This window comes from Thermocoleostomius sinensis A174, assembly GCF_026802175.1.
Lineage (GTDB): Bacteria > Cyanobacteriota > Cyanobacteriia > Elainellales > Elainellaceae > Thermocoleostomius > Thermocoleostomius sinensis.
The window spans coordinates 563,620-575,852 of sequence record NZ_CP113797.1 but is presented as its reverse complement, the minus strand read 5'-3'; the positions used below and the strand labels follow the sequence as shown (position 1 = coordinate 575,852).

The 12,233-nt window shown below is 48.5% G+C and carries 12 protein-coding genes; 5 read left to right on the top strand and 7 right to left on the bottom strand.

Going from position 1 to position 12,233, the window contains the following annotated elements:
- Positions 1–6 precede the first annotated feature (6 nt).
- Both rdgB and OXH18_RS02430 read right to left on the bottom strand, forming a co-directional pair.
- Complete coding sequence (gene rdgB, locus OXH18_RS02435; RefSeq protein ID WP_268610831.1) at positions 7–600, bottom strand: RdgB/HAM1 family non-canonical purine NTP pyrophosphatase; 594 nt, start codon at positions 598–600, stop codon at positions 7–9.
- A gap of 133 nt (positions 601–733) precedes the next feature.
- A complete protein-coding gene (locus OXH18_RS02430; protein ID WP_268610830.1) occupies positions 734–2,197 on the bottom strand; it encodes a phosphoglucomutase/phosphomannomutase family protein in 1,464 nt (487 codons plus the stop codon).
- 382 nt (positions 2,198–2,579) lie between these two features.
- Between OXH18_RS02430 and OXH18_RS02425 the strand changes: the two genes are divergently transcribed.
- Entirely contained in the window at positions 2,580–3,620 is a 1,041-nt protein-coding gene (locus OXH18_RS02425) for a DUF1611 domain-containing protein (protein ID WP_268610829.1), read from the top strand.
- A 74-nt stretch (positions 3,621–3,694) separates the two neighbouring features.
- Here the strand turns inward: OXH18_RS02425 and OXH18_RS02420 are convergent, their stop codons facing one another.
- The 3 genes from OXH18_RS02420 to OXH18_RS02410 form a co-directional block, all read right to left on the bottom strand.
- Positions 3,695–3,901 carry a hypothetical protein gene (locus OXH18_RS02420; RefSeq protein ID WP_268610828.1) on the bottom strand — a complete coding sequence of 69 codons (207 nt, stop codon included), beginning with the start codon at positions 3,899–3,901 and terminating at the stop codon, positions 3,695–3,697.
- A gap of 23 nt (positions 3,902–3,924) precedes the next feature.
- Positions 3,925–4,260 carry a hypothetical protein gene (locus OXH18_RS02415; protein ID WP_268610827.1) on the bottom strand — a complete coding sequence of 112 codons (336 nt, stop codon included), beginning with the start codon at positions 4,258–4,260 and terminating at the stop codon, positions 3,925–3,927.
- A 711-nt stretch (positions 4,261–4,971) separates the two neighbouring features.
- Complete coding sequence (locus OXH18_RS02410) at positions 4,972–5,268, bottom strand: hypothetical protein (protein ID WP_268610826.1); 297 nt, start codon at positions 5,266–5,268, stop codon at positions 4,972–4,974.
- 734 nt (positions 5,269–6,002) lie between these two features.
- Between OXH18_RS02410 and OXH18_RS02405 the strand changes: the two genes are divergently transcribed.
- A complete protein-coding gene (locus OXH18_RS02405; protein ID WP_268610825.1) occupies positions 6,003–6,290 on the top strand; it encodes a hypothetical protein in 288 nt (95 codons plus the stop codon).
- 650 nt (positions 6,291–6,940) lie between these two features.
- Positions 6,941–7,228, top strand: coding sequence for a hypothetical protein (locus OXH18_RS02400; protein WP_268610824.1), 288 nt, complete (start codon positions 6,941–6,943; stop codon positions 7,226–7,228).
- Positions 7,229–7,255: 27 nt separating this feature from the next.
- Here OXH18_RS02400 and OXH18_RS02395 read toward each other — a convergent pair whose 3' ends face one another.
- A complete protein-coding gene (locus tag OXH18_RS02395) occupies positions 7,256–7,828 on the bottom strand; it encodes a glutathione S-transferase family protein (protein ID WP_268610823.1) in 573 nt (190 codons plus the stop codon).
- A 787-nt stretch (positions 7,829–8,615) separates the two neighbouring features.
- Between OXH18_RS02395 and OXH18_RS02390 the strand changes: the two genes are divergently transcribed.
- On the top strand, positions 8,616–9,794 hold the full coding sequence (locus OXH18_RS02390; RefSeq protein WP_268610822.1) for a citrate synthase: 1,179 nt from the start codon (positions 8,616–8,618) through the stop codon (positions 9,792–9,794).
- A 161-nt stretch (positions 9,795–9,955) separates the two neighbouring features.
- Here OXH18_RS02390 and OXH18_RS02385 read toward each other — a convergent pair whose 3' ends face one another.
- Positions 9,956–11,164, bottom strand: a complete 1,209-nt coding sequence (locus tag OXH18_RS02385; protein WP_268610821.1) for an IscS subfamily cysteine desulfurase — start codon at positions 11,162–11,164, stop codon at positions 9,956–9,958.
- A gap of 286 nt (positions 11,165–11,450) precedes the next feature.
- Here OXH18_RS02385 and OXH18_RS02380 point away from each other — a divergent pair, with 286 nt between their 5' ends.
- Positions 11,451–12,230 carry a lysophospholipid acyltransferase family protein gene (locus OXH18_RS02380; RefSeq protein ID WP_268610820.1) on the top strand — a complete coding sequence of 260 codons (780 nt, stop codon included), beginning with the start codon at positions 11,451–11,453 and terminating at the stop codon, positions 12,228–12,230.
- Positions 12,231–12,233: the final 3 nt, after the last annotated feature.

The following is a 12,233-nucleotide window of genomic DNA, read 5'->3' as shown; positions in this document are numbered from 1 at the left end:
TACTGTTCAGGGGTTTACATCCGAGGACAGCGCTTTCAACTGCGGCAATAAGGCCTCGAACGCTCGTCCACGATGGCTGACTCGGTGCTTGACGGCTGGTGGCATTTCTGCAAAGGTCATTTGTTCGGTTGGTACATAAAAGATGGGATCATAGCCAAACCCACCAACCCCACGCGGACTGTAGAGGATTTCACCAGAGCAAATGCCTTCTGTTTGCAGCACGATTGTTCCATCCGGACGAGCCACTGCCACTGCACAGACAAACTGTGCTTGGCGATCGGGACGTTCTCCCAATTCTGACAGCAGACGAGCAATGCGATCGGCATCGGTGTTGCCATACCGCGCTGAAAAAATTCCCGGTGCACCGCCCAGTGCATCTACCGCCAGCCCCGAATCATCGGCGATCGCCCATTCACCGATCGCCTGTGCTACCTGAGACGCCTTGAGGCCAGCATTTTCCAGGAACGTTTGTCCGGTCTCTTCAATCTCCAGATCGGCAGGTTTCAGCCGCAACGACCAATTTAAAGCCGGATCAGTCAAATAGGCTTGCATCTCCTTGAGTTTGCCGGGATTTCTGGTAGCAACAACGAGGGTAGGCATTGAAGATTGGAGTGTAGGAATTAGGAATTGGGATCAGCGCCAATTCAAACACCAGTATAGGGGGTTGTGGTTGGTTCTCCTATCCCTCCCCTTCTCATTTCTCTCCTGGCTGCCAACCTGCCATTGCCCCCTCCTAAATGGAATTTGCCCATGCTTCGGCCCATGCCAGATTTTGTTGAGCGTCTGCTAGGGTGAGGGCTTCCGAGTAAAGCCGCAGAACGGGTTCTGTACCGCTAAAGCGAATTAGCAGCCAGCTTTGATTGGATAACTGGAACTTGTAACCATCGATCGCTAAGCAATCCAGTACCGCCTGACCTGCAATTACACTGGGTGGGTTGGTTTGCAGTTGCTCTAACAAGCGGGCCCGCACGTCCATATTGGCCAGAGGTAGGTCAATGCGATCGTAATCTGAGAAATAGCCCGTTTTTTGCTGAAGTTGAGCATAGAGATCGCTGAGATCTGTCCCCGACTGCACAATTGCCTCCAGCACATACAGTGCCGATAGCAGCGCATCCCGTTCAGGAATGTGATGTCCATAGCCAATGCCACCAGATTCTTCACCGCCCAGCAGCACGTGGCTTTCTAACATACGATCGGCAATATACTTGTACCCGATCGGCGTTTCGTAAACAGACAAATTGTAAAGCTGAGCCACTTTGGGAATTAGATTGGAACCGCTGATGGTTTTCACGACTTCGCCGGCATAGCCGCGCCGAGTGGCCAGGTGTTCAATCAATACTGGAATTAGAATTTGGGAACTAAGGAAATTGCCGCGTCCATCCACCGCCGCCACCCGATCGCTGTCCCCATCAAACACCAAGCCAACGGCCAAGCCAGCATTGTCCTGTTGCCCGTGCGCGGTTAGTTTCGCCAACAGATCTGTTAGATAGCGCGGCAAGGGTTCCGGTGCGCCACCGCCAAACAATGGATCGCGATCGCCATGCAATTCCTGAATCGGAATTCCCAGCAGTTGCTCCAATCCAGTGGCTGCGGCCCCGTGCATGACATCGGCAAAAACCGTCAGCCGACCTTGGGCAATGGCCTCGCGAATCGCTGCAATATCCACCCGCGATCGCAACGCCTCGCAATAGCTTTCCCAAGGATTGAACGTCGTCAATGTCCCAGTCGTAGCCGATTCGACTGATTCATTAGTCGCTAGCATGGCTTCAATGTGCTTTGTCACCTCTGGAGGGACAGATCCGCCAAACGCTCCCTTCACCTTAAAGCCAGAATAGATTCCCGGATTATGGCTAGCCGTAATTACTAGTGCTCCTAGGGCATTTTGCTGCTTAGCCGCCCAGCTAAACGCTGGTGTTGGCGCATAGGTTTCCGACAACAAGACATCAAACCCCGCGGCTTTCACCACGTCTGCGGTGGCTTTGGCAAACTCCTCCGACAAAAACCGCCGATCGTATCCCACGATAATGGTGCGGCTGCCATTACTGCCATAGGACTGTGCCAACGCTTGGGCGGCGATCGGAGCCACTCGCATGACGCGCTCAAACGTAAAATCTGCGGCAATAACCCCACGCCAACCATCTGTGCCAAACGTAATGGGCTTTGTAACGAACGACGCCGGAGAAAAATGAACTGCCATAGATGTCTGATGTTGCGGTATAGGTTCACTAAATCAATTCAAACGGAGCGATGCAAAATTGGAAAAGTTGCCTTGAGTGTACCCAGGAAACAAATCAACAAAGCTAGGATCTAAAACTCTAGTCTTGCACTTTATAGCGTTTCAGTTACTTGATAGCAAACTTTTTTAAGAGCAACACCGTTAAACTTTATGCAGCCCTACAGCATGTATTTATCCTGTAAAGAACAGATAAATTCAGCGGATTATGATTCAATGGTATCGCAATCGCCCCTTCTGTTTGCTCAAGGCTAAAACAGAGAGAAACACGATTCTTTTTTCCGATTTCCCACTTTCTTGATTTTCTGATCCCCACCCCTACTCCCCACTCCTTACTTCCTATTCCATGCTCACCCCCGACCATCGCATCGCCATCCTGCTGCATGAAGGCACTCAGTCATCTAGAGGTAAAACCGGGCTTTCTCTCTTGCGCTACAGTGAAATTCCGATCGTGGCGGTGATCGACTATGAATGTGCGGGACAATCCTTGCCAGAGCTAACCAACATTCCCCGTGATGTGCCAATTGTGGCATCCGTTGAAGCATCGCTGGCCTATCAACCTACCGTCTTAGCGCTCGGCATTGCTCCCTCAGGGGGGGCGTTGCCAGAGGCATGGCAGGCAGAAATTAAACAAGCTGTAGCAGCCGGGTTGTCGATCGTTAATGGGCTGCATACTCCTATGTCCACCGATCCAGCCCTGAAGGCACTGTTGCAACCCAAGCAGTGGATTTGGGATGTGCGGCAAGAACCGCAGGGGTTGACCATCGGCAGTGGGCAAGCTCGGCGGTTACCCTGTCTACGAGTGTTAATGGTGGGAACGGACATGAGCGTCGGCAAAATGTCCACCGGGCTAGAGTTGCACAAAACCTCAATGCAGCGCGGTTTGCGATCGCGCTTTGTGGCAACCGGGCAAACCGGATTAATGCTAGGGCATGACGGTGTACCGCTGGATGCCGTACGGATTGATTTTGCATCCGGCGCGATCGAGCAACTGATGATGCGGTATGGCTATGACTATGATGTGCTGTATGTGGAAGGGCAAGGGTCGTTGATGAATCCAGCTTCCACAGCTACCCTTCCCCTACTGCGCGGTTCCCAGCCAACGCATTTGGTATTGGTGCATCGAGCCGGACAAACGCACATTCATAACTTTCCTGATGTGCCAATTCCACCGTTACGCAAAACGATCGAGGTTTACGAAACCGTGGCTTCGGCAGGTGGCTCCTTTGCCTCCACCAAAATCGTAGCCGTGGCACTGAATACATTTCAGCTTGATGAAGAGCAAGCCCAGCAAGCGATCGAGCAGGCACAGTTAGAAACAGGACTTCCTTGCACTGATCCGATTCGCTATGGGGCAGACCCGATTCTGGATGCTATTTTGCAATAGTTTGATGCTCTCGCCTCGCTCGCCCAAAACAGACTTTAGCGCTTCTAGGCTCAAGGCTCAATCAGCCCCCTGGATTAAATCCAGTGCTCATGGTAGATGCGCTCCGGAACGTCTGGTTGTCCGCCAATGGCAATTTGAATTCGGTAGTGGCTGCCCTTTAGATAAGATGCGGTTCCATAGGTGCGGTAAGCCAATAGTTCATTGGGACACCAAATATTGATGCGCGAATCAGTAATCTTGACTTTGACTTTGAATAGATCTTCAACAACAGTAGCGTTCAATGCATCAATCTTGCAAAGAAATTTTATGAGTTGGTGAGATTGCTTTGAGTCCATGGCAAAGCTAATTGATCTGCTAATTGATCTGCAATTTTGGACCTAAATGGTCGCTGAGTTGCGATAAACCAATGAAGTAAAGCGCTTGCTTCCAAATTCTCTACAGAATTCTCCTGCCAATCAAAACTGTGAGTCATGGCTGTAGCGATACGATGTGCTTCAGCTTCTTCCAAATCGATCCATGCCTGCTTCATTGCTTGCATTGCCAAATCATCAATTAAATCAGGGAATAGTTCGCTCATGAATTCCATAAATTCATCGATCGCCATTGAGGCGAGCAATTGATCAATAACGTCAGCTTGCATAGATGGTAAATATTGCAGTGTCTTAGAAACGGTAGATGCAATTCAATGTGTGCCATGTACTAGCAGATACCAAACTTGATTGACACTGACGCCAAACCCACTCTGCCTTTGCACACCGTAACAGGGAAGAGCGTAGGTCCACCCTTCTTAGGAAATATCAGTAGAAGAAACACTAGACAGGGCTAAAGATGCAAGTAGACGTAGATGCCAATTCCTGTCTTCTACTTAGAAACCACACGACTTGCTAAATCGATCTAGGCAGCACCTTGTGCCCACGAGACCGTATTCCAGGGCAACAACTGCCCTTGCACCTTACTTGTGATGCTATCATTTGAACCAAAATTGTGCAAGTGTGATGCAAAAACGATCGTAACTGTGCACTAAGCTACAAACAATCAAAAGCACCCGGCGTATTCCAAAGGGACGTATATCGGGTGCTTAGGGGCGGGTGCTCAGGGGCAAGAATTGTGTGCAGCTATGAATAATATGAACAAATGGAAAAGGGGAGCCTGTCACGTTTGCAAGTTGCGGCATTCGTCCTCCTCCCCCAACCCCTACTTCCCACGGTCGAGAGCGGGGAAGGCTTCAACGTCCCCCTCCTCCCACATGCGGGAGAGGAATTTAGGGTGAGAGCGCAAAGGTGAGTTGCACACTGGAAAAGCAAGACCAACCAAAGACGGCAAACTACCTGTTCAGGTAGCTCAATCCCCCTCAATCCTCCTCGTTGTCTGCTAGCCCCTGTTCTAATTCTTCTTTTTCTCGCTCAAAATCAAACCCGTACTGCTCCAAGATTTTATGCTCTAATTCTTCGACCGGCATTTCCAGTCGTTCGGCTTTTTCTTTGAGCGTCTGATAGATTTTAGTCCAGTGTTCATCGACTCGCATTCTTAAAACGACTTTTATCCAAGGGTTTAGCTTCATGTCTCTAGTTGCGGCCCAGAGAATTAATTTTCGCTCTAGGTCTGCTGAGATTTCTACTTGAAGCCGCCGAGATCGTTTTTTCACCATAGTGTCATCAGACCTTCAACACAATAAAGAAAAAGCGGCAGTACTATATCATTTGTAAGCAAGTTAGCAGGCTCGATCGTGCTATTTTTTGATAGGGAGCAATCGTTTGAGATCTGAATCAATCATTTACCACATCGGTTAATCTCATCCTGGAAGCTGCTTCAGCCTATGGTACTGAGGCAAGTTTGAGATTTACCTGGGGAGTTATGTTCAGAGGTGCAATGCTGTCGGAATATCAACGTAATCCTCACCTTCAAACTCAAAAAATTTAAAGTTTGCTGCCATAGATGCCGTTGTTGGGCACTGTGATTGCTGAGGGGATGATTGGCATAGTTCATTCTCACCCGACTTAGACTGAGTAACTCCGCTTGTTTTTGAAGTATGGATGAATTCAAATCTTCAAAATTGGGAAGTCGCTTTGAGTAAGGTATACTCATTCTGCATTCCGCTGGTACTCCATCCACTTAGAATGATAAGGCATGTCGTGGCTTTGGCGACTGCAATTCAGAGTTGATTTTTGCGAGTGGTTAGGTCGCTGTAGCAGATTGAATCCATCTATTTCGATCGACTCAACCTTACAAATGCTTGTTCTAGAAGCGCTAGCTGTAACTAGATGTTCGCTCAATTAGGCTTGTTCATCAATCAATTGATCACAGGGTCGAGCAAGTCACCTCCCAGAGGGATTCACCAAACTTCACAAATTGTCGCAGAGTCTATATTTATTTAGAACCAATATGCCTAAACGATTTACAATTGGCCCACTTGGAGAGCACGACGACCACTGGCTAACCGTGTGGGCTGCCTTGATTGGCAAAAGTAAAGCGGCGTTGGCAACTTCCATTGTGGGGCTGCGAGTGAAGCAGAACAAAGAGTCAATTTTGGAATTATTAGAATATTCCGCTAAACATCGTGGTATGACCGCAGATGAATTATTTAATGCGCTCCTGACCAATCCTCGCTTTCTAGAAGACAATCCGATCGCCGAAAGTGATGAAGAGGATGAATTTTCTTCCTCACGTTAATTTAAGAAAATGATATGCTTGAAAACAATACGCCATTTACCAATCGCTGGTTTTGAATTTGAGCTTAGGCTAGGCACACCCTTCTTGTGCTTTGCTGATGACTGGTTAATTTGATTGGCACTAATTGTTTCCTCCCATTCCATCACTTGACTTCAGGACTTTGACTTCAGGACATGGATGGGTCTGTTACTCGCAATACAACTCTATAGGCGAGTGTCCTGTATCGTAAAAGACTTGGCTTTTCTTGTTGCCTACTCGCTAGGCAGTATGGTTGAAAAACTCTTGGATAAACGCTAATGAAGCCAGAGTTTTTCCTCGATCAAGCATTCTTATTTATTTCGGTATCAGGGTCGCTAAACTAAATCAATGTCAGGTTCTTAGTGTCAGATTGTAGGCGTGAATGTGGCACCTCCGTATTTTCCAACGTGACTGCTGTGTCCAGTAAAAAGCCATTGTGCAACGAGCGTATCGTTTGATTTTACTGTGTCAATCTCAGTTCAATCCTTGAGAAGTATCTATTGAGTTTGTAATTGACGGTGTTTGTCAGGTCTATCGATCGAGAGTTTTCCGATCGCTGACAGCGACAAGCCAAGCGGGCCCATGACTCATGTCAGCGCCCATCAAGCGAAACATTCATGTTTTTCAAAAAAATGCCGAAGCGATTTACGATTGGCCCATTGGGCGAACATGACGATCATTGGTTAACAGTATGGGCAGCCCTTATTGGTAAAAATAAAACAAATTTAGCAACGGCCCTCATCGGGTTACGTGTACGTGAGAAGAAAGAAATGTTACAGGACATGCTAGAATATTCTGCTCAATTACGTGGCATGACGCCAGAATCGTTGTTCAACGCACTACTGAGCAATCCTCACTATTTAGAGCAACATCCGGCTCCCACTGGCGATGAGCGAGAGGATGCGACAGGCTCAATCTAACAGATGCCGATTTATTCGCTGCAACGGTTAAGCAGGGATTCGCCAGCCGAAGGTTCGTTGGAACGCTGGACGTTCAGCCAGTCGTTGAAAATAAGCAATAACGGCGGCATAGTTTTTTTCCTTTCTAAAATCTATGTTCATGCGAATTAACAGATAGGAAAGCTGTGCTCCCATGGCAACATCGGCAGCACTGAAGTGTTCACCCAGTAAAAAGCGGTGCAGTGTGAGGTGTTGGTTCAGCGCCATAAACAGGCGCGGCATTTCTCGTTCTCGACGAGCTTCTTGATAGATCCCCGGCTTAAAGGTGGCGTTGGTGAATAGCACCCACTGGGCGAGTTTGGTTTGTTGTTCAAGGGTGGCAGCGATCGGATCATACTTCTGAGACAGGTAAAGCAAAATAGCACCAGACTCCCACAGCTTAAAATCACCATCGACAATGGCTGGCACTTTACCAAACGGATTTACAGCCAAAAAATAAGGCTGTTTCTGTTCACCTGCTTCTAGATCAATTAAGACGAACTCGTAAGGAATTCTCAACTCTTCGAGATACCACCGAACAATTGCCGCACGGCTGCGGACGCCACCGTAAAGTTTCAGCATAATGGGGATTTCAGTCAGGCGTGAAATTAGGGGCTATGGGCGTTGCTGCACCACCTAGACGCATCGATCGTGGTCAAGGTTAATGTGAGGGTTGTGAATAATTCTAAGTAGATACACGGTTAAGCCAGGCTGGTAATTGAACAAACCGCTCCGACTTAGACGTTCAGACTTGATGGTAAAAGCAGCCTTTGACACAGTGAACGGCAACCGACTAGCTTACTAAATACTCAGTGAAACTACGAAATTACGAGTTGGGAAACGACACGAACCTTTGAGGTGTTTCACTGCGAAGCTTTAGCGGAGACACTTTGATAACAGCGCCATTCAAATACCGTGAATGATTGTGTTGCACGTACTGAAATTTAGTGTTGCATGTATTCTAATAGAGCCACGATCGCTTTAGCATTAAATTTTATCTATGCTTTTTTAGCTAGATATCAATGATTAAATGCGTAGATCAAATGTGATGCAGGTTTGTTTTTAGACGTAACAAATTTTGCTTTGAAGTGCACAACCCCAGTGTTTGCTTCACAAATCTTATTCATCGCTTTTCTAAGCAACTTTAGGTCAACAACTTAATGGGCGCTAGACGAATGGGCCGTTTTACCTGCCTTCTTCACTTGCGGGATGATTGTTGATGACACCAATAGACTTCACGATCGAACTTCAAGGATTAAACTTTAAGGATTAATAAGACTGACTCAAAACAGACAAAACTCAAAGCAGAGAGTGTGCCAATCTAGGTAAGCTTAAGTATTACAAGTAATTTCAGGCGCACGGTGAAATTATGACGTTTTGTGAATACAGACCGGGTCTGGAAGGAATTCCTGCCACACAATCCAGCATCAGCTTTGTGGATGGTCACAACGGAATCTTAGAGTACCGGGGCATCAATATTGAAGATTTAGCTAAACACAGCACGTTTCTGGAGACGGCGTATCTGCTGATTTGGGGAGGCTTGCCCACTCAAGACGAGTTGGCAGAGTTTGAGCATGAAATTCGGTTTCATCGACGACTCAAATACCGCATCCGAGACATGATGAAATGTTTTCCCGAAAGCGGTCATCCTATGGATGCGCTGCAAGCTTGTGCTGCCGCCTTGGGGTTATTCTACTCTCGTCGTGCGCTCGATAATCCAGTGTACATTCGTGATGCTGTCGTGCGATTGCTGGCCAAAATTCCCACGATGGTCGCTGCGTTTCAGTTGATGCGCAAGGGAAACGATCCAATTCAGCCCCGCGATGATCTTGATTATGCGGGTAACTTCCTCTACATGTTGACGGAACGGGAACCCGATCCCCTAGCGGCTCACATTTTCGATATTTGTTTATTGCTACACGCCGAACACACCATCAACGCTTCCACCTTTTCAGCAATGGTGACAGCTTCTACATTGACTGATCCCTATGGCGTGATTGCCTCTGCGGTAGGCACACTAGCTGGGCCATTACATGGTGGAGCGAATGAAGAAGTCATTTGGATGCTAGAGGAGATTGGTTCGGTAGATAATGTCGAACCGTATCTAGAAAGCTGTATGCAGCGCAAAGCTAAAATTATGGGCTTTGGGCATCGCGTGTATAAGGTGAAAGACCCCCGCGCCACCATTTTGCAACAGCTTGCAGAACAACTATTCGAGAAGTTTGGGCAAGATGAATACTACGACATTGCCTTGGCCCTAGAAAAGGCAGTAGCTGAACGTTTGGGGCATAAAGGCATTTATCCCAACGTTGATTTCTACTCTGGGTTGGTTTACCGCAAGTTGGGCATTCCTACCGATCTGTTCACCCCGGTGTTTGCCATTGCCCGCACGGCTGGTTGGTTGGCCCACTGGAAAGAACAATTGAACGAAAACCGCATTTTCCGACCTACGCAGATTTATACCGGGTCTAGAAATGCACCCTATGTGCCGATCGAAAAGCGCCACTCGGTGCAGGACGCTGAATTGTTGGGGCTAGTGGTGAGTTAGAAAAAATATCCTGCTAGAGGCTGAGGGACAACACACGATTCGTTAGACACCCAAGCAACGAAGCGCTGTATCCCTTACCAACGGTGGGATGACTCACCTATCTCTGAAGTCTATCCTGCGAAAAGCTCGAATAACCCTGATTTCACCTTTAAATCTAGTTCCTAATCACATTGCCTTGAAGAGGTCCTTGAAGATGGAACGATCGGTCGGGTGCCACAACTGATAGAACGCAGCGATCGAATCGTTTCAACTACCCCCTCAGCGACCCGATCGATCTCAGCTTCCGTATTAAAGCGCCCAATGCCAAAGCGAATGGAGGCATAGGCAAGGTCTGGAGCGCGACCCAAGGCTTGCAACACATGAGATGGCTCCATTTTTGCCGAGGTGCAGGCAGATCCAGAAGACACCGCAACGAAGGATTGTAATCCCAGTAGCAGCGCTTGTCCATCGACACCTTCCACGCTGATGTTAAGATTCCCAGGTAGTCGCTGGGTAGGGTGGCCGTTGAGGTGAACCCCATCAAGCTGACGAAGGCTGTGCCATAACCGCTCGCGCAGTGCTTGAATCCGCTGTGATTCCAATTCCATTTCGAATAGCCCCAGCCGCACCGCTTCGGCAAACCCGACAATTTGCGGGGAGTATAGCGTTCCCGATCGCAGCCCCCGTTCATGCCCACCTCCATGCAGTTGTGGAGCCAGTTGCACTCTAGGGTGACGTCGCCGCACATACAGCGCCCCAATTCCTTTCGGTCCATAAACTTTGTGGGCCGTTAAAGACATGAGATCGATCTGCATCGTCTGGACATTCAACGGAATTTTGCCGATGGCTTGAGCCGCATCCGTATGGAATAACACGTTGTGTTGGTGACAGAGGGCACCGATAGCTGCGATCGGCTGCAAAACTCCAATCTCGTTATTGGCTGCCATCACCGACACTAAAACGGTATCTGGTCGTATCGCTGCTTCTAACTGCTGTAAATTGATCAGTCCATCGAGTTGCACTGGCAAATAGGTGACTTCAAACCCTAGCGACTCTAAATAACGGCAGGGATCGAGCACCGCGTTATGCTCAGTCTGCACTGTAATGATGTGGCGACCCTGAGCAAAGTGAGCCTCGGCTACGCCTTTAATCGCTAAATTGTTAGCTTCAGTGGCCCCACTCGTGAAGATGATTTCTTCCGGAGAGGCATGAATGGCTGTGGCGATCGTTTCTCGCGCTTGAGTAACCGCTGCTTCGGCGGCCCAACCATAGGCATGTGTGACACTTGCAGAATTGCCGAAGTGGTCGGTAAAAAATGGCAGCATGACAGCCAGCACCCGATCGTCTACTCGAGTTGTGGAGTGATTATCCAGATAAATGGGGCGCTGCATAAGGCACAAATAATGGCGAGATTTGCCTGACAACTCCCGGCAAAATCAGGCTAGCATGAAGCAATGAGAACGATCGAACTGGCGAACTAAATCATCTTCCTCAGCTTCGATCGGACAGGTTGCATCCAAGCTCCCTAGTCCTGATTTCTACCTCTCAATTTCCAGTATAGACAGCAACAGAACTGTCCCTGCTGTGAATGGAGGAAGAACAGCAGCCTCTATGGTGGTGTATAGAAGCGCAAACGATGTTTAGCCTTGTTCCATCGACTCTCAACTTGCTGATCTTATGGTTCTGCTGAATCCATTGAGTAATCCCTTGAAAACGATCGTCTCCTCTCCTAATACGCATTCCATCAACTCGCGGTTTTCTCCATGGCTGACGCCTGCTGTCTATGCCCTGGGTTGCTGGGTGGTACTACCTACCTATTTCCGCATTCAGGTCAGCGGACAAGAGAATTTACCAGGAGATGGTCCGGTGATTTTGGCCCCAACTCATCGCTCTCGGTGGGATGCGCTGTTGGTTCCCTATGCCGCTGGGCGATTTGTCACTGGACGAGATATTCACTTTATGGTGACGGCAGATGAGGTGAAGGGGTTCCAGGGATGGCTGATTCGACAACTGGGCGGGTTTCCGGTCAATCCTCGCCAACCCGCGATCGCTAGTTTGCGCCACGGTGTTGAAGTGCTGCAAAATCGGCAGATGATGGTGATTTTTCCAGAAGGCGGAATTTTTCGAGACAAGCAGTTGCATCCCCTCAAACCCGGTTTGGCTCGATTAGCGTTGCAAGCAGAAGCCAGCCAACCAGGGTTAGGCGTCAAGATTGTGCCGATGCATCTCGATTATGATCAGCCAATGCCGTCGTTTGGGTCGCAGGTTCACATCAGCATTGGTCAGCCGATCGAAGTCGCTCACTATCAGGAAGGTTCGATCAAACAAAAAGCACAGCAGCTTACCAACGATTTGTCTCATGCCTTACAGGTCCTAATACAGGAAGACTGTCAACTGGAACGAGAAGGTGAATTTAGGTTGCACCAAAACTCAGAATTGTCTCCCTCTGACTCGTGATCG

Excerpts from the sequence above, each read along its gene's own strand:
- OXH18_RS02395 (WP_268610823.1), bottom strand. The coding sequence starts at position 7,828 with ATGCTGAAACTTTACGGTGGCGTCCGCAGCCGTGCGGCAATTGTTCGG.
- OXH18_RS02390 (WP_268610822.1), top strand. The coding sequence starts at position 8,616 with ATGACGTTTTGTGAATACAGACCGGGTCTGGAAGGAATTCCTGCCACA.
- OXH18_RS02415 (WP_268610827.1), bottom strand. The coding sequence starts at position 4,260 with ATGCAAGCTGACGTTATTGATCAATTGCTCGCCTCAATGGCGATCGAT.
- OXH18_RS02405 (WP_268610825.1), top strand. The coding sequence starts at position 6,003 with ATGCCTAAACGATTTACAATTGGCCCACTTGGAGAGCACGACGACCAC.
- rdgB (WP_268610831.1), bottom strand. The coding sequence starts at position 600 with ATGCCTACCCTCGTTGTTGCTACCAGAAATCCCGGCAAACTCAAGGAG.
- OXH18_RS02425 (WP_268610829.1), top strand. The coding sequence starts at position 2,580 with ATGCTCACCCCCGACCATCGCATCGCCATCCTGCTGCATGAAGGCACT.
- OXH18_RS02400 (WP_268610824.1), top strand. The coding sequence starts at position 6,941 with ATGCCGAAGCGATTTACGATTGGCCCATTGGGCGAACATGACGATCAT.
- OXH18_RS02380 (WP_268610820.1), top strand. The coding sequence starts at position 11,451 with ATGGTTCTGCTGAATCCATTGAGTAATCCCTTGAAAACGATCGTCTCC.
- OXH18_RS02430 (WP_268610830.1), bottom strand. The coding sequence starts at position 2,197 with ATGGCAGTTCATTTTTCTCCGGCGTCGTTCGTTACAAAGCCCATTACG.
- OXH18_RS02410 (WP_268610826.1), bottom strand. The coding sequence starts at position 5,268 with ATGGTGAAAAAACGATCTCGGCGGCTTCAAGTAGAAATCTCAGCAGAC.
- OXH18_RS02385 (WP_268610821.1), bottom strand. The coding sequence starts at position 11,164 with ATGCAGCGCCCCATTTATCTGGATAATCACTCCACAACTCGAGTAGAC.